The 15499-nt window shown below is 68.2% G+C and carries 13 protein-coding genes and 3 pseudogenes; 10 read left to right on the top strand and 6 right to left on the bottom strand.

Features of this window, described 5'->3' with window-relative positions:
* Positions 1-43: 43 nt before the first annotated feature.
* Genes tatC through A5651_RS17560 form a run of 3 tightly spaced genes read left to right on the top strand, consistent with a single transcriptional unit; the run spans position 44 to position 4495 of the window.
* Entirely contained in the window at positions 44-979 is a 936-nt protein-coding gene (gene tatC, locus A5651_RS17570) for a twin-arginine translocase subunit TatC (RefSeq protein ID WP_066983556.1), read from the top strand.
* Positions 963-3701: an RNA helicase gene (locus A5651_RS17565; RefSeq protein ID WP_066983553.1), complete on the top strand. Its 2739-nt coding sequence runs from the start codon at positions 963-965 to the stop codon at positions 3699-3701. The genes tatC and A5651_RS17565 overlap by 17 nt, the downstream gene beginning before the upstream one ends.
* A gap of 41 nt (positions 3702-3742) precedes the next feature.
* Entirely contained in the window at positions 3743-4495 is a 753-nt protein-coding gene (locus A5651_RS17560; protein ID WP_066983550.1) for a DUF4333 domain-containing protein, read from the top strand.
* Positions 4496-4497: 2 nt separating this feature from the next.
* On the opposite strand, the gene A5651_RS17555 is transcribed toward A5651_RS17560, so the two are convergent.
* Positions 4498-5457 carry a 5'-3' exonuclease gene (locus tag A5651_RS17555; protein WP_066983816.1) on the bottom strand — a complete coding sequence of 320 codons (960 nt, stop codon included), beginning with the start codon at positions 5455-5457 and terminating at the stop codon, positions 4498-4500.
* A 46-nt stretch (positions 5458-5503) separates the two neighbouring features.
* Here A5651_RS17555 and A5651_RS17550 point away from each other — a divergent pair, with 46 nt between their 5' ends.
* On the top strand, positions 5504-6628 hold the full coding sequence (locus A5651_RS17550; RefSeq protein WP_066983547.1) for a Xaa-Pro peptidase family protein: 1125 nt from the start codon (positions 5504-5506) through the stop codon (positions 6626-6628).
* A 12-nt stretch (positions 6629-6640) separates the two neighbouring features.
* Positions 6641-7522 carry a DUF732 domain-containing protein gene (locus tag A5651_RS17545; protein ID WP_066983544.1) on the top strand — a complete coding sequence of 294 codons (882 nt, stop codon included), beginning with the start codon at positions 6641-6643 and terminating at the stop codon, positions 7520-7522.
* A 54-nt stretch (positions 7523-7576) separates the two neighbouring features.
* On the opposite strand, the gene A5651_RS17540 is transcribed toward A5651_RS17545, so the two are convergent.
* Positions 7577-7873 carry a hypothetical protein gene (locus A5651_RS17540; protein WP_066983541.1) on the bottom strand — a complete coding sequence of 99 codons (297 nt, stop codon included), beginning with the start codon at positions 7871-7873 and terminating at the stop codon, positions 7577-7579.
* Positions 7874-8005: 132 nt separating this feature from the next.
* Positions 8006-8413, bottom strand: coding sequence for a F420-dependent biliverdin reductase (locus A5651_RS17535; protein ID WP_066983538.1), 408 nt, complete (start codon positions 8411-8413; stop codon positions 8006-8008).
* Positions 8414-8448: 35 nt separating this feature from the next.
* Between A5651_RS17535 and A5651_RS17530 the strand changes: the two genes are divergently transcribed.
* The 4 genes and pseudogenes from A5651_RS17530 to A5651_RS17515 all read left to right on the top strand — a co-directional run bounded on the left by A5651_RS17530 (position 8449) and on the right by A5651_RS17515 (position 11988).
* A complete protein-coding gene (locus A5651_RS17530) occupies positions 8449-9198 on the top strand; it encodes an SDR family NAD(P)-dependent oxidoreductase (protein WP_066983536.1) in 750 nt (249 codons plus the stop codon).
* Positions 9199-9212: 14 nt separating this feature from the next.
* Positions 9213-10391: a bifunctional cobalt-precorrin-7 (C(5))-methyltransferase/cobalt-precorrin-6B (C(15))-methyltransferase gene (locus A5651_RS17525; protein ID WP_066983814.1), complete on the top strand. Its 1179-nt coding sequence runs from the start codon at positions 9213-9215 to the stop codon at positions 10389-10391.
* Positions 10388-11122, top strand: a pseudogene (cobM, locus tag A5651_RS17520) (precorrin-4 C(11)-methyltransferase); the annotation flags it as partial. The gene A5651_RS17525 and the pseudogene cobM, both read left to right, overlap by 4 nt.
* Before the next feature lie 125 nt (positions 11123-11247).
* The gene (locus tag A5651_RS17515) at positions 11248-11988 is read left to right on the top strand and encodes a cobalt-precorrin-6A reductase (protein WP_066983533.1); all 741 of its coding nucleotides are present in this window, start codon (positions 11248-11250) and stop codon (positions 11986-11988) included.
* Here A5651_RS17515 and A5651_RS17510 read toward each other — a convergent pair.
* From A5651_RS17510 to cobJ, 3 genes and pseudogenes are all read right to left on the bottom strand, one after another.
* On the bottom strand, positions 11960-13021 hold the full coding sequence (locus tag A5651_RS17510) for an FAD-dependent monooxygenase (protein WP_066983530.1): 1062 nt from the start codon (positions 13019-13021) through the stop codon (positions 11960-11962). The two genes, A5651_RS17515 and A5651_RS17510, sit on opposite strands and share 29 nt — an antisense overlap.
* A gap of 10 nt (positions 13022-13031) precedes the next feature.
* Complete coding sequence (locus A5651_RS17505; protein ID WP_066983527.1) at positions 13032-14102, bottom strand: phosphotransferase family protein; 1071 nt, start codon at positions 14100-14102, stop codon at positions 13032-13034.
* Between the two features lie 56 nt (positions 14103-14158).
* Positions 14159-14905 (bottom strand): annotated as a pseudogene (gene cobJ, locus A5651_RS17500) (precorrin-3B C(17)-methyltransferase); the annotation flags it as partial.
* On the opposite strand from cobJ, the pseudogene A5651_RS17495 reads away from it, so the two are divergent.
* Positions 14893-15499, top strand: a pseudogene (locus A5651_RS17495) (SAM-dependent methyltransferase); the annotation flags it as partial. The pseudogenes cobJ and A5651_RS17495 sit on opposite strands and share 13 nt — an antisense overlap.

Below are 15499 nucleotides of genomic sequence, written 5' to 3'. Positions count from 1 at the left end.
GCCGCGTCGGCTGTTCGTGTCCCTAGGTCTATAGGCAGGTTCTGTGCACACCCCCGGGTTCCTCAAGCGACTGGATCCGCGTCGACGTCGCGCGAAGGTCAATCCGGACGGGACGATGTCGCTGGTCGACCATCTCAGCGAACTGCGCAACCGGCTGCTGATTGCGGCCGCTGCCGTCGTGCTCACGACGATCGTCGGGTTCTTCTGGTACACCCACAGCGTCTTCGGCTTCCACAGCCTCGGCGAATGGCTGCGCGGGCCCTACTGCACGCTGCCCGCGTCCGCGCGGGCGACCATCGCGCCCGACGGAGAATGCCGCCTGCTGGCCACCGCCCCGTTCGACCAGTTCATGCTGCGGCTCAAGGTCGCGCTGACCGCGGGGATCATCCTCGCCTGCCCGGTCTGGCTGCACCAGGTCTGGGCGTTCATCACGCCTGGGCTGTACCGCAAGGAGCGCCGCTTTGCGGCGGCGTTCGTCACCGTCGGCGCTGTGCTGTTCGTGACGGGCGCCGTGCTGGCTTACGTGGTGCTGGCCAAGGCGCTGCACTTCCTGCTGACGGTCGGCAGCGACGTCCAGGTCACCGCGCTGTCCGGTGAGCAGTACTTCGGCTTCCTGATCAACCTGTTGCTGGTGTTCGGCATCAGCTTCGAGTTCCCGCTGCTGATCATCATGCTCAACATGGTCGGCGTGCTGACCTATGCGCGGCTGAAGTCGTGGCGGCGCGGGCTGATCTTCGGGCTGTTCGTCTTCGCCGCGTTCGCGACGCCGGGCTCCGACCCGTTCTCCATGCTGGCTCTCGCGCTGGCGCTGACCCTGTTGCTGGAAGTCGCGATCCAGATTGCGCGCGTGCACGACAAGCGCAAGGCGCGCCGCGAAGCGCTCGAGGACGTGCCCGACGACCGCGCCTCGGCGATCGGCGACGTCGAAAAGGTCGAGCCGCCGACAAAGGTGCTTGCGGTCGATGACGACGCCACTTAGCGGCGAGCTCGCCGTCTTCGCCGAGCAGTTGACGTTCCGGCTCGACGACTTCCAGCAGCGCGCATGCGAGGCGCTCGAGGACGGACACGGTGTGCTGGTGTGCGCCCCGACCGGGGCGGGCAAGACCGTGGTCGGCGAATTCGCCGTGCACCTAGCGCTGGCCGCGGGCCGCAAATGCTTCTACACCACGCCGATCAAGGCGCTGAGCAACCAGAAGCACACCGATCTGGTGCGCCGTTACGGGCCCGAGCGCATCGGCCTGCTCACCGGCGACCAGTCCATCAATGGCGACGCGCCGGTCGTGGTGATGACCACCGAAGTGCTGCGTAACATGCTCTACGCGAATTCCCATACACTGCACGGGCTTTCGTACGTCGTGATGGACGAGGTGCACTTCCTGGCCGACCGGATGCGCGGCGCGGTGTGGGAGGAGGTGATCCTGCACCTGGCCGAAGAGGTGCGGCTGGTCAGCCTGTCCGCGACGGTCAGCAACGCCGAAGAGTTTGGCGGGTGGATCCAGACGGTGCGCGGGGACACCGCCGTAATCGTCGACGAACACCGGCCGGTGCCGCTGTGGCAGCACGTGATGGTCGGCAAGCGGTTGTTCGACCTCTTCGACTACCGCGCAGGCGGTACGAAGAATCACGGGCGCGAACTTTTGGTCGACCCACAACTGTTGCGCCACATCGCCCATCGGCGCGAAGCCGACCGCCTCGCCGACTGGCGCCCCCGCGGCCGGGGCGGCCCCCGCGGCAGGCCGAGCATCTTCCGGGGCCCGTCGCGCCCGGACGTCGTCGAGCTGCTCGACAGCGAAAGGCTGCTGCCCGCAATCACCTTCATCTTCTCCCGGGCCGGCTGTGATGCGGCGGTCAAGCAGTGTCTGCGGTCGTCGCTGCGGTTGACGACCGGCGACGAGCGCGCCCGCATCGCCGAGGTCGTCGACCGTCGCTGCGCCGAGCTGTCCGAGGCCGACCTCGTCGTGCTCGGCTACCACGAGTGGCGCGAAGGGCTGCTGCGCGGGCTGGCAGCCCATCACGCCGGAATGCTGCCCGCCTTCCGTCACACCGTCGAGGAATTGTTCAGCGAGGGCTTGGTCAAGGCGGTATTCGCTACGGAGACACTGGCTTTGGGCATCAACATGCCCGCCCGCACCGTCGTTCTCGAGCGGCTGGTGAAGTTCGACGGGGAGCAGCACGTCCAGCTGACACCGGGGGAGTACACCCAGCTGACGGGGCGGGCCGGCCGGCGCGGCATCGACGTCGAAGGCCACGCGGTGGTGTTGTGGACCCCGGACATCGACCCCGCCGAAGTCGCCGGCCTCGCCTCCACCCGCACCTTCCCGCTACGTAGCTCGTTCGCGCCGTCGTACAACATGACGATCAACCTCGTGAACCAGATGGGTCCGACGCAGGCGCACAAGCTGTTGGAAAAATCGTTCGCGCAGTACCAGGCCGACCGCTCCGTGGTCGGGCTCGTGCGCGGTATCGAACGCGGCGAGAAGATGCTCGGCGAAATCGCCGCCGAGGTCGGCGACGCGTCGATCCTCGAGTACGCGCGGCTACGCGCGGCGATCTCGCAGCGCGAGAAGGCGCAGTCGCGGGCGTCGCGGCTGCAGCGCAGGCGTGCGGTCAACGACGCGCTGTCGGCCCTGCGGCGCGGCGACATCATCAATATCGCCAACGGGCGGCGCACCGGCCTGGCCGTCGTCCTCGAACCCGCCCGTGACGACGAGGACCCCCGCCCGCTGGTGCTGACCGAAAACCGTTGGGCGGGAAGGATTTCCTCGGCCGACTATTCCGGCGCGTCGGCGAAGGTCGGGTCGATGCCGCTGCCCAAGCGGGTCGAACACCGGCAACCGCGGGTTCGCCGCGACATGGCCTCTGCGCTGCTGTCGGCGACCGAGGGAATGTCGATACCCAAAGGCAGCAGAAGCGGGCCGCCGCGCGACCACGACGTCGACCCGGAACTTGCGGGTCTGCGCCGGCAGCTGCATGGTCACTCCGCACACCGCTTGCCGGATCGCGAGGAGAAGATCCGACTGGCCGAGCGGTATCTGCGCATCGAGCGCGACAACGAGCAGATACAGCAGAAGGTCGCGGCGGCGACCAATTCACTGGCCCGCACCTTCGACCGCATCGTCGTCGTGCTGACCGAGCGCGGCTTCATCCGCGACGTCAACGGCGACCCGCAGGTGACCGACGACGGCAGGCTGCTGGCACGGATCTACAGCGAAAGTGACCTGCTCGTCGCCGAATGCCTGCGCGCTGGGGTCTGGGAAGGGCTGGCGCCTGCGGAGCTGGCCGGCGTGCTGTCGTCGGTGCTGTACGAATCGCGTGGCGATTCGGCCGGGCCGCCGCAGGCCGCCGTCATCCCGACCGGCAGGCTGCGCCGTGCGCTGGCCGACACGCGCAGGCTGGCCGCCGAACTGCGCGCCGACGAGCAACGGCACCGGATCTCGCAGAGCCGCGAGCCCGACGAAGGCTTCGTCGCCGCGGTCCACCGCTGGGCCACCACCGGCGACCTGGCGTCCGCACTCGACGCATCGGACGTCGGCCGCAACGGGTCGCCCATGTCGGCGGGAGACTTCGTCCGATGGTGCCGTCAGGTGCTCGACCTCGCCGATCAGGTGCGCAACGCGGCGCCGACGCCGGGACTCCGGGCCGCCGCGAAACGCGCAATCAGCGACGTTCGGCGCGGCGTCGTGGCTGTTGATGCAGGGTAAGGTGTGGACAACCGGCGACCATGACCGACTGAGGGAGAAAGATGAGCGGACCGCAGGGATCTGACCAGACGCAGCCGTGGCCGGGTCAGGACCAGCCGTCGAGCGACCCGTCCAACCAGCCGGCCTGGCAGCAGTCGGCCCCCGGTCAGGATCAGCCCGCCTGGCAACAGCCGGCCCCCGGTCAGGATCAGCCGGCGTGGCAGCAGCAGCCCACGGCCTACTCGCCGCAGCAGTATCCGTATCAGCCCGGACAGCAGCCGACGTACCAGGCGCCGCAGCAGTACCCGTCGCCCGAGCAGTACGGCCAGCAACCGGGCCAGGACTACACCCAGCAGGGCTATCCGCAGTACGGGCAGCCGGGTCAGCAGTACGGACAACCGGGTCAGTACGGCCAGCAGCCGGGCCAGTACGGTCAATACCCGCAGTACGGCTCGACGGAGTCGCGAGAAGGGTCGAAGCGTTCGCTGGCGGTGGTCGGAGGCGTGATCGGCCTGCTAGCCGCGCTCATCGTCGCCGTGGTTGCGGTCCTGGGCTTCTGGAAGCCGGGCTTCTTCGTCACCACCAAACTCGACGTCAACGCCGCGCAGTCCGGCGTGCAGCAGATCCTCACCGACGAGTCGAACGGTTACGGTGCCAAGAACGTCAAGGACGTCAAATGCAACAACGGTCAAAGCCCCACGGTGAAGAAGGGCGAGACCTTCAACTGTGAGGTGAGCATCGACGGCACGAAGCGGCAGGTGACCGTCACCTTCCAGGACAACGACGGGACCTACGAGGTCGGCAGGCCGAAGTAGGGCTAGCTGCCCGGTAACGCGTCAAGGGCCTTCTGCAGGCGGCCAACTGACGACGCCACGCCGTACTGCTCGGCGAGCTTGGCCACCTTGCGGGGGTGCTCGGCCGACAGCGGCAGTGTGTCCGAGGCTGTCGAGAAGTCGACGTCGGCGTCCATCGCGACCTTCACGACGGGCTCGGCGGCCTCGATGTAGTCGGTGGCCGCGAGCAGCTTCTTCCGGTACGCCTTGGACATCGAGGATTTCGGGTCGTGCGCTGCGGCGAGGATGGCGTCGAGCGAGCCGTGCTGCGCCAGCAGCGTAGCGGCCGTCTTCTCGCCAACGCCGGCAACCCCGGGCAGCCCGTCGGACGGATCGCCGCGCAGCAACGCCAATTCGGCATAGGCGGGACCGGCGCGGTCGGGCGGGACACCGTAGGTTTCGGCGACCTCCTGCGGACCCCACTTCGTCGCCTTGGCCAGGCCACGGCCGAGATAGAGCACCCGGACCGGGACCGGCTTGTCGCGCACCAGCTGAAGCAGGTCGCGGTCACCGCTGACGACGACGACCGGGTCTTTCCGCTCGCTGGCGGCCAGCGTGCCGATCACGTCGTCGGCCTCACACTCCGGCGCGCCCGCGGTGGGAATGCCGAAGGCGTCCAGGATCTCCATGATCATGTCGACCTGGGGTGTCAGATCGTCGGGCACCTCCTCGATATCGGGCTGGCCCGCAGGCTCTGCCTCCGCCACGCGGTGCGCCTTATAGGAGGGGATCAGGTCGACGCGCCACTGCGGCCGCCAGTCGTCGTCGCGGCAGACCACCAGCCGGGACGGGCGCTCGCGGGTGATCACGGTCGCGACCGCATCGAGGAATCCGCGTACGGCGTTGACGGGTCTGCCGTCGGGGGCGGTGATCGAGGACGGCACACCGAAGTAGGAGCGGAACCACATGCTGGCGCCGTCGAGAAGTAACAGGGGAGCGGCCACGCCGTCATCCTGCCAGGGCCGCTTTCTTCGGATTAGCCTGATTCCCATGACAGCAGGCCGATTCAGCACCGACGTATACGCCCGACGCCTCCACGCAGCCGCGGCGGCCGCAGCGGACGCCGGTCTGGCGGGGCTGGTGATCACGCCGGGCTACGATTTGCGCTACCTGATCGGGTCACGGGCGCAGACGTTCGAACGGCTGACCGCGCTGGTGCTGCCGGCGACCGGTGAGCCGACGATCGTGGTGCCGCGGCTGGAGCTCGCGTCGTTGAAGGAGTCGGCGGCCACCGAACTCGGTATCGCGGTGCGGGACTGGGTGGATGGCGAGGATCCGTACCGGATGGTCGCCGACGCGCTCGGCGGCGGATCGATTGCGGTTGCGGTCACCGATGCCATGCCCGCGCTGCACCTGCTGCCGTTGGCCGACGTGCTGGGTGTAGTGCTGGTGCTCGCCACCGATGTGCTGCGCCGGCTGCGGATGATCAAGGACGGTGCGGAGATCGACGCGCTGCGCAAGGCGGGGGCGGCCATCGACCGGGTGCACTCCAGGGTCCCCGAGTTCCTGGTGCCGGGCCGCACGGAGGCCGACGTGGCCGCCGATATCGCCGAAGCCATTGTCGCCGAAGGGCATTCGGAGGTGGCGTTCATCATCGTCGGGTCGGGTCCGCACGGCGCCGACCCGCATCACGAGTGCTCCGACCGGGAGCTGCGGGAAGGGGACATCATCGTCGTCGACATCGGCGGGCCGTATGAACCCGGCTACAACTCCGATTCGACGAGGACGTACAGCATCGGCGAGCCGACTCCGGAAGTGGCAGAGCGGTATTCGGTGCTGCTGCGGGCGCAGCGGGCGGCCGTCGACGCGGTGCGGCCCGGGGTCACCGCCGAACAGGTCGACGCCGCGGCCCGCGATGTACTCGCCGAGGTCGGGCTGGCAGAGGCGTTCGTGCACCGCACCGGCCACGGGATCGGGTTGTCGGTGCACGAGGAGCCCTACATCGTGGCGGGCAACGATCTTCGGCTGGAAGAGGGCATGGCGTTCTCGGTCGAGCCGGGGATCTACTTTCCCGGGCAGTGGGGCGCGCGCATCGAGGACATCGTGATTGTCACCGCCGACGGCGCCGAATCCGTCAACAACCGTTCGCACGACCTGGTCGTGGTGCGGAGTTAGCGCAGGCCGGCGATGGCGTGCCCGTTCTGTGGTTCCGGCGTCGGGAAGACCGATGTCTGCCCCAATTGCGGCGCGCTGAAAGACGGCGTCACGAATACGGGATGGCGACCCGACCCGACCGCCCGTCACGAAGGCCGCTACTTCGTGGCCGGCCGACCCACCGACCGGGTCCGTGACGGTAAGGCCGAGACGACCGACGCCGACGGCGGGCGGCTGCTTCCGGCGTATCTCGATATCCCGGCCCGCAGCAGGACCAGCATCCGCTCGACCTGGCTCGGCACCGGCATCGCGACCGTGGTGCTGGTGGTGTCGGCGACCGTCATCTGGGCCGTCCAGTTACCGCGGCATGACGCGCAGTCGCCGGACGCCGACTATCTGTCGGCGCTGAAGGACTCCGGGCTTGCCACCGGCTTCAACTCCGACGCCAATGCGCTGGCGCACGCCAGGAGCGTCTGCAAGCAGCTCGAGGATGGCGGCCCACAGCAGGGGCTGGCAGCGGACAAGCTGGCGGTCGACGCCTTCTGCCCACGATTCTCCGAAGGCTTCCATATTCTCGAAACAGCAGAGGCCTCAGGCACTTTCGTCCTGATCGACACGACCAAGGAATTCGTCAGCTCGATCGACTCGGACGGGGCGAACTGTCACGGTACGCACGGCTATGCCGATATCGGCAGCGGCACTCCCGTCATGGTGAAAAACGGCAAGGGTGAGGTTTTGGCCTCCACGTCGCTCGGCGAGGGCCACGGCGACGACATCAATTGCCGCTTCACGTTCAAATTCCCGATCACCGAGGGCCAGGACCGGTACGTGGTATCCGTCGGCCGCCGTGGCGAATTCAGCTTCAGCTTCGAGCAGTTGCGACGCGGTGGGATCGAGATCCATCTCGGTGAGTAGCGGACGTGGCAGAGCGGGCCGACCGTGCGGGGTCGACCCGCTCATTGGCCGGGCCTAGCTGCAGTCGCCGTCCAGGGCGGCGAGGATTCCGCCGCTGCACCCCGGAAGCGAGCTCCACATTGTCGAGCCGATCGTGGTCGGCTGGTAGACCGGGTCAGGGGCCACCGACCCGAACGCGCTGGAACCGCTGGCGGGGGAGCAGTAGTAGCTGCCGGAGAGCGTTCCGCCGTAACAGGAGTCATCGGCGTGCGCCGTGGCCGCACCGGCGAACAGCAGGGCCGGCGCAGCGAAGGCGGAAGCCGCGATGCCCACGGCAGCGATGAACGGCTTCTTGTCCGTGGTGATGATCATATTTGCCTTTCCGGGGAGGTGGATGTCCTCGAGGGAATAGTCCTGAGCTGAGTGGCACTCCGTAATGGCCGGCGCGGAAGGTTCGACTTCCGAAATAGCGGGAGTTTCCTATCCGGCAGGCAAGGGCGAGGTTCAGCCGCGGTCGAGCAGCTCCGACGAGCCCAGGACCCGCTCGACACGCACCTCGATCACCACCCGCTTGGGGTTCACACGCGGTGTCCGGTAGCGCTGCGCATAGCGGAGTTCGGCGTCCCGGACGGCGTCGGGATCGGAGTTGACGGTCGCGCGGCCCTCCAGCGAAAGCCATCGGGCGCCGTCGACCTGGCTGAGCACCGCGACACCGCGCTGCTCGGCGTTGACCGCCTTCTGCGAGCCGCCGCTGGTGATGACCCTGGCGATGTGCGTCTTCGGATCGAAGGTGAATCCGACCGCGACGACGTGCGGCGAATTGTCCGACCGCAACGTGGTCAGCATCGCGAGATGACGCTCGGTGAGGAACGCCAGCGCGTCGTTGGTGAGCCGGGTCGTTGCGTTTGCCATCGAGCTCCAAACTAGCGCAGGAGATAATCGCAGCCGTGGATGACACGAGCCGCGGACCCGCGGTGATTTTCGGTGGCCGCAGCGAGATCGGCGTCGAGCTGGCCAAGCTGCTGGCACCCGAGGTAACCGTGGTGCTGGCCGCGCGTAACCCCGAGCGGCTGTCGGAGCAGGTGGCCGCCCTGAAAGCGGCCGGGGCGGCCAAAGTCGACGTCCGCGAGTTCGACGCCGACGACCTGGCCTCGCATGCGCCGCTGGTCGCCTCGATCGTCAGCGATCACGGCCCTATCGGCACCGCGGTGCTGGCGTTCGGCGTGCTCGGCGATCAGGCCCGCGCCGAGAAGGATCCCGCCCACACCGCCGAGGTGCTGCACACCGATTTCGTTGCCCAGGCGAGCCTGCTGACCGTGCTGGCCGACACCATGCGCACCGCAGGCAAGGGCGCGATCGTCGTCTTCTCGTCGGTGGCCGGCGTCCGGGTCCGGCGCGCCAACTACGTCTACGGTTCGGCGAAGGCCGGCCTCGACGGCTTCTGCAGCGGCCTGTCCGACGCGTTGCACGGCTCAGGCGTTCGGCTGCTGCTCGTGCGACCGGGGTTCGTCATCGGTCGGATGACCGCGGGCATGAAACCGGCGCCGATGTCCAGCACGCCACCCCAGGTGGCCGCCGTCACTGCACGCGCGCTGGCGAAACGGCGCCGCACGGTGTGGATCCCGTGGATGCTGCGGCCCTTCTTCGCCGGCATGCGGTTGCTGCCGCAGTGGATCTGGCGAAGGATGCCGCGATGAGCTTCGGGACACAGATGATCGTCGTCGTGGGTGTCGGAGCAGACGGGATGGCCGGCCTCGCGCCCGCCGCCCGCAACGAATTGCGCCGAGCCACCGTCATTTTCGGTTCTCAGCGGCAGCTCGACCTGCTCGACGACTCCGTCACCGCGGTCAAACGGCCGTGGCCCACGCCCATGCTGCCCGCGCTGCGGACGTTGCTCGCCGACGCCGACGGTGACGTGCACGTGGTGGCCAGCGGCGATCCACTGCTGCACGGCGTGGGTGGCAGCCTCGTTCGCATGTACGGGGCAGACAGGGTGGCCGTGCTTCCGCACGTTTCGTCGGTGACGCTGGCATGTTCGCGGGTGGGGTGGGTGGTTCAGGACACCGAGATCATCAGCTTGGTCAACGCCGAGACCCACACCGCCGTGCGCCGCGGCGGGCAGGCCGTCGTGTTGTCCCGCGATGCGACGAGTCCCGGTGAGCTGGCCCGGTTGCTCACCGAGACCGGCCGCGGTGATTCGGAGTTCACGGTGCTCGAGCAACTCGGCGGTCCGGACGAGCGGCGGCGGTCAGCGACCGCGAGTGAATGGGCCGCGCGGCCGCCGGGCGATGTCGACAACCTCAACGTTATCGCCGTGCGATACCTGCCCGACGACCGTCGGTTGGCCATCTTGCCCGACGATGCGTTCGCTCACGACGGGCAGATCACCAAGTACTCCATGCGCGCGGTGACGATGGCCGCGCTTGCTCCGCGGCCGGGTGAACTCCTCTGGGACGTGGGCGCCGGCTCGGGCAGCATCGCCATCGAATGGTGCCGCGCCGGTTCGGGTTGCCGGGCAGTGGCTTTCGAACGCAACGAACAACGACGAAAGCGGATCAGCGACAACGCGGCGGCGTTCGGCGCCAGGGTGGAAGTCCACTTCGACGCCCCCGCGGCATTCGAGTTCCTCGCGCCGCCCGCCGCGATCTTCATCGGCGGCGGTCTCACCCAACCCGGCATGCTCGAGGCGTGTTATGAGCGGCTCCGCGCAGGCGGGCGGCTCGTCGCCAACGCAGTCACCGCCGAATCGGAATCCCAACTTGTGCAGTGGTATCAGCGCCACGGCGGTGAGCTCCGCCGGTTCCAGCACTATCAAGGCGAGCCGCTGGGTACGTTCACCGGCTGGCGACCCGCGCTGCCCGTCACGCAGTGGACGGTCACCAAGTCATGACCGTCTACTTCATCGGCGCCGGTCCGGGCGCTGCAGACCTGATCACCGTGCGCGGGCAGCGGCTGCTGAGTAGCGCCCCAGTGTGCCTGTACGCCGGCTCGATCATGCCTGACGACCTGCTGGTGCTGTGCCCGCCCGATGCCCGTGTCATCGACACCGGCCCGTTGACCCTCGACCAGATCGTTTCCGAAATCGCCGACGCGCACGCCGCGGGCCTCGACGTGGCGCGGCTGCATTCCGGTGACCCGTCGTTGTACAGCGCGCTCGCCGAGCAGTGCCGCCGCCTGGATGCGATCGGCGTGGACTACGAAATCGTGCCCGGTGTACCGGCTTTCGCCGCGGCCGCGGCGGTGCTCGGTCGCGAGCTGACCGTGCCTGGCGTCGCCCAGACTGTGACGCTCACCCGCGTCGCGACGCTGTCGACGGCGATGCCGCCGGGGGAGGACCTGGTGACGTTGTCGGCGCCAGGCGCGACGCTGGTGCTGCACCTGGCCGCCGCACAGGCCGACGCGATCGTTTCGCAACTTCTGGCCGGCGGTTACACTCCCGAAACACCGTGCGCTGTCGTGGCGTTCGCGAGCTGGCCACAGCAGATGGTGCTGCGCTGCACGCTCGCCGACCTCGCACAGGACATGCATGATGCAGGCATCACCAGGACCGCGGTGATCGTCGTCGGCGATGTGCTGGCCGCCGAAGGCTTCTCCGACAGTTATCTGTACTCGGCGAACCGGAGGTGGGGGAGCCGCGGACGTGAGGAGCACGAAGGATATAGCGCACGTGAGGAGCACGAAGGACATAGCGCACGTGAGGAGCACGAAGGACATAGCGCACGTGAGGAGCAGGAAGGACATGGACATTGAGCCGCATCCTGCTTCTCGGCGGCACCTCCGAGGCCAGGACGCTGGCTGCGAGACTGCACCCTGACGTGACAGTGGTCAGCTCGCTCGCCGGACGCGTGCCCGAGCCGGCGCTTCCCGTGGGCGAGGTTCGCATCGGCGGGTTCGGCGGTGTCGACGGGCTGCGACGGTGGCTGGCCGACGCGAAGGTCGACGCCGTCGTCGACGCCACCCACCCGTACGCCGCGACCATTACGGCCAACGCCGCCGCGGCCTGCGCCGCCGAACAGGTCCCGCATCTCGTGCTCGCGCGGCCAGCATGGCCGCCCGGGGACGCGATCCTCGTAGACTCAGACAGTGCTGCCGCACGGACGGTGCAGGACAACGGCTTTGACAGGATCTTCCTGACCACCGGCCGATCGGGGACGAAGGCATTCGTCCACGTCGACGCGTGGTTCCTCATCCGAGCCGTCACCCCGCCTGATCCGCAGACACTCCCGCGCCGGCACGAACTCGTGCTGTCGCGGGGGCCGTACCGCTACCACGACGAGTATGCGCTGCTCGCCGAGCACGGGATTCACTGTCTGGTGACGAAGAACAGCGGTGGTGACATGACGCGCGCCAAGCTGGACGCCGCTGCCGCGCTGGGGATTTCAGTCGTGATGGTCGACCGGCCAGAGCTGCCTGACGGTGTCACGACGGTGTCGACGGTGGACGATGCGGTGGCCTGGGTCAAGTCGCTTGCGGAGTCCACCGGCTGACCGATCCGACCGAGGACGCGAACACGGAGTCGGGGGCCAGCCGCAAGGCCGTATCCCGCGCGACCGCGAGCATCTTGTACTTCGGCATCGATACCAGCGACGCGTTTCTCGACATCCAATACAAGGCGTACATTCGGCGTCGCCGCCGAGACAGCTGCGCAACTCCGCCCCGTGCCAGCGTGATGGCGTCCTCCATCGCCAAGGCCGCGCCCTGGCCGAAGATCGGGCGCATGGCGTGTGCGGAATCTCCGATGAGAACGACTCGTCCCCTCGAAAAGTGGCGCGGGGGCGGCACTTCAATCAGCTCGAGGCTGGTGATCCTCTCCGAATCCGCCGCATCGATCAGCGCGGGCAACGGATCGGCCCAGTCGCGATAGCTTTGCAGATCCGCGTGGCCGGGGCGCGCGCCACCCCAGGCGTATGTCCGCCCGTCGTGCAGGGGCAGGATGCCGAACTCCGCGAACCGACCCCAGATCGCGCCATATCCGTCTGTGAGCCGGCGATCGATGATCCATGTCCACGCTGTGATCCCGGTGCGCCGTGGTTGGGTCGCTTCTTGCCATAGGTTGTTGCGACATACACTCCGCACCCCGTCGGCCGCGACGATGAGATCAAACCGATGTCGTCTGCCCTCGACCTCGATTTCGCCGGTGCTGTCCACCCGGGTGACCGGGCTCGACATGTTCACCGAATCATGTGGTAGTCGGGCAAGCAGCGATCTCAAGAGGTCCGACCGCGGCGCGAGGGTGTACTCATCGCCGCCGGCGAACTCTGCGAGCGTCCGGCGTATCAGTACCCGCCCGGCCGCATTTCGGATTGTCGCCGCTTGGCGGGACACCGAGCTCGGCGGGTATTGTTCGCGAACACCGAGGATGTCGAGGCAACGCAACGCGTTCGGCGCCAACGATATCGCCGCACTGGTCTCGGGGATGTCAGCCGACCTCTCGAACAGGGTCACGTCGTGCCCGTTGTCTCGGAAAGCGATCGCCGCTGCCAGACCGGCGAACCCGGCGCCGATTACTCCGACCTTCACGTCCGATGCCTCACGAATACGAACTGATCAGCTCGAGCGTTTCCAGTTCCCGTATCGCTTGGCACCCTCGGCTCAACATGGCCATCATCATGTCGTCGCCGCGTTCTGTCGTCGATGCGAACGCCGTACCGAGAGCGACCAGCAGCGGCACCTGCACCATGCCGAGCCGGTAGTCGAGCCAACAGGTTTCGGGGTCGTAATCGGCAACGCCGTACTCGAGCAACGACCGGTGATACCGCTCGACGAGATCGCGCTCGATCTCGGATCGCAACGAGGGCTCAAGGCTTGTCCCCGTGAAATAGGCGAGGTCCCGTCCGGGTAGCCCGATGCCGACCGTCTGCCAGTCCACCACCGTGATGCGGGTCCGCTCCGGGTCGAACAGCATGTTGTCCAGCCGGTAGTCGCCGTGCATGAGCGCGTAGCGGCCCGGTTCTACCATCAGCCACTCGGTCACCAAAGACATTGCGGTGCACAGGGTGTCCTGGTCTTCGGGTGTGATCTTGGCGCCGAGCCTGTCGATCACGACATCCGCGGCCATCTGCGATATCTCGCCGAGGCCGGCCGCCGCGGCGTCGTCGCCCGGTTTCGGCATCGCGATGCCTGCCAACGTCATCCACTCGGGGTCACACCAGCTGGGGCCGTGCAGACCGGCCAGCGCCTCGACCGCCAGCGCCGACTCCTCGGCGCTGCAGCCGGCGATCTGGTCCCCCTGTACGGCGGGCGCCATATCGGCGAGCACCAGGACGAAGTCGGCGCCGTCGTCGGAGATCTCGGAGAAGAAGCACGGCGGCACCGGGATGGCCATCCGATCGGCCACCCGCGCGTAGTACTCGACCTCGGACCGGTAGCCCAGTGCGACCCGTTCGCGGACAGCGTCGTCCTGGGCTGACAGTTTGACCGCGAACGTCGCAGGCAGGTCAGTCTTGGCCGCATATGTTGCGCTCACCCGGTAGGTGGCGCCGGTCTGGCCGGTGCCGATCGGGGTGACGTCGACGGCGTCGACGTCGACCCCCAGCACCGAGCCGAGCCACGCAGGCGTTACATCTTGGGGTCCGCGTGGAATGGTGAGGACGGAGGTCACGCGCGGGACATTAACACTGCCACCCGCCGCGTAATGCTCACCCTCGCACGAAAAAGCTATGTCGGGTAGCGACGCGGTGTGAACACCCGGTCGTCGTACCACTGAGTCTGCGACGACCCGATGATCAGCAGGCACCGCATGTCGACCTCGGCGGGGTCGAGGTCGGCCAGCCGCACGATCCTGACCGTCTCTCGTGGTCCGCCCACGTCCCGGCCGATCACCGCCGGTGTGCCGGTATCGCGATATTCGAGCAGCAGGTCCCGCATGGCGCCGACCTGCCAGGTGCGGGTCTTCGAGGCGGGGTTGTAGATCGCGAGCACCAGGTCGGCCTTCGCCGCGGCGGTCAGCCGCGCGGCGATCACCTCCCACGGCTTGAGCCGATCGGACAGCGAGATCACCGCGTAGTCGTGGCCGAGCGGTGCACCGACCCGACTGGCCACGGCCTGCGCCGCGGTCATCGCGGGGATCACCCGCACGTCGACGCCCGGCCACTGTTTGGCTTCCTCGAGCACGGCTGTCGCCATCGCGAAGACGCCCGGATCGCCCGACGACACCACCGCGACCGCGCGGCCCTCCTCGGCGAGCGAACAGGCGAGCCGAGCCCGCGCCGGTTCGTCGGTGTTATCGCTTGGATGCACGCGTTGCCCTTCGCACGGGCGGACACGCTCGAGATACGGCCCATAGCCGATGAGGTCGGTGGCCGCGCGGAGTTCGCGCCGGCACTGCGGGGTCATCCAGTCGATGTCGCCCGGGCCGAGCCCCACGACGGCGACACTCCCCGCCGACGCGCGCCGCGCACCTGGACGCCGGCCGCGACGTCGTACTGCTGGCTGAGGGCGATCCGCTGTTCTACAGCTCCTACATGCACATGCACACCCGGTTGACCCAGCGCTTCAACGCCGAGATCGTGCCGGGCGTGACGTCGGTGAGTGCCGCGTCGGCCGCCACCGGCACTCCGCTGGTGCAGGGCGACGAGGTGCTGACAATCCTGCCCGGAACGCTGCCTGTCGAGGAGCTCAAGCGCAGGCTCGCCGACACCGACGCGGCGGTGGTGCTGAAGCTGGGCCGGTCCTACCCCGTTGTGCGGGAGGCGCTTTCGTCAGCCGACCGGCTCGACGACGCGTTCTACGTGGAGCGGGCGAGCACCTCGCAGCAGCGGGTGCTGCCCGCCGCGGATGTCGACGACGGCAAGGTGCCGTACTTCTCGCTGGCCATGCTGCCGGGCGGAGGTGCGCGGCGCGCGTCGGCGGGGAGTGTCGCCGTCGTGGGGCTCGGCCCGGGCGACATCGACTGGATGACCCCGCAGTGCCGGCGCGAACTCCGCGCGGCCACCGACCTCATCGGCTATGGGCCGTATCTCGAGCGTGTCCGCCCGTGCGAAGGGCAACGCGTGCATC

It is taken from the genome of Mycobacterium sp. 1274761.0, from assembly GCF_001668615.1.
Taxonomy (GTDB): domain Bacteria; phylum Actinomycetota; class Actinomycetes; order Mycobacteriales; family Mycobacteriaceae; genus Mycobacterium.
This window is presented reverse-complemented; position numbering and strand designations above follow the sequence as displayed.

Bases quoted from the DNA above. Each gene is read 5' to 3' on its own strand.
- A5651_RS17550 (WP_066983547.1), top strand. From the start codon at position 5,504: ATGACAGCAGGCCGATTCAGCACCGACGTATACGCCCGACGCCTCCAC.
- A5651_RS17540 (WP_066983541.1), bottom strand. From the start codon at position 7,873: ATGATCATCACCACGGACAAGAAGCCGTTCATCGCTGCCGTGGGCATC.
- A5651_RS17560 (WP_066983550.1), top strand. From the start codon at position 3,743: ATGAGCGGACCGCAGGGATCTGACCAGACGCAGCCGTGGCCGGGTCAG.
- A5651_RS17565 (WP_066983553.1), top strand. From the start codon at position 963: ATGACGACGCCACTTAGCGGCGAGCTCGCCGTCTTCGCCGAGCAGTTG.
- A5651_RS17525 (WP_066983814.1), top strand. From the start codon at position 9,213: ATGATCGTCGTCGTGGGTGTCGGAGCAGACGGGATGGCCGGCCTCGCG.
- A5651_RS17535 (WP_066983538.1), bottom strand. From the start codon at position 8,413: ATGGCAAACGCAACGACCCGGCTCACCAACGACGCGCTGGCGTTCCTC.
- A5651_RS17545 (WP_066983544.1), top strand. From the start codon at position 6,641: ATGGCGTGCCCGTTCTGTGGTTCCGGCGTCGGGAAGACCGATGTCTGC.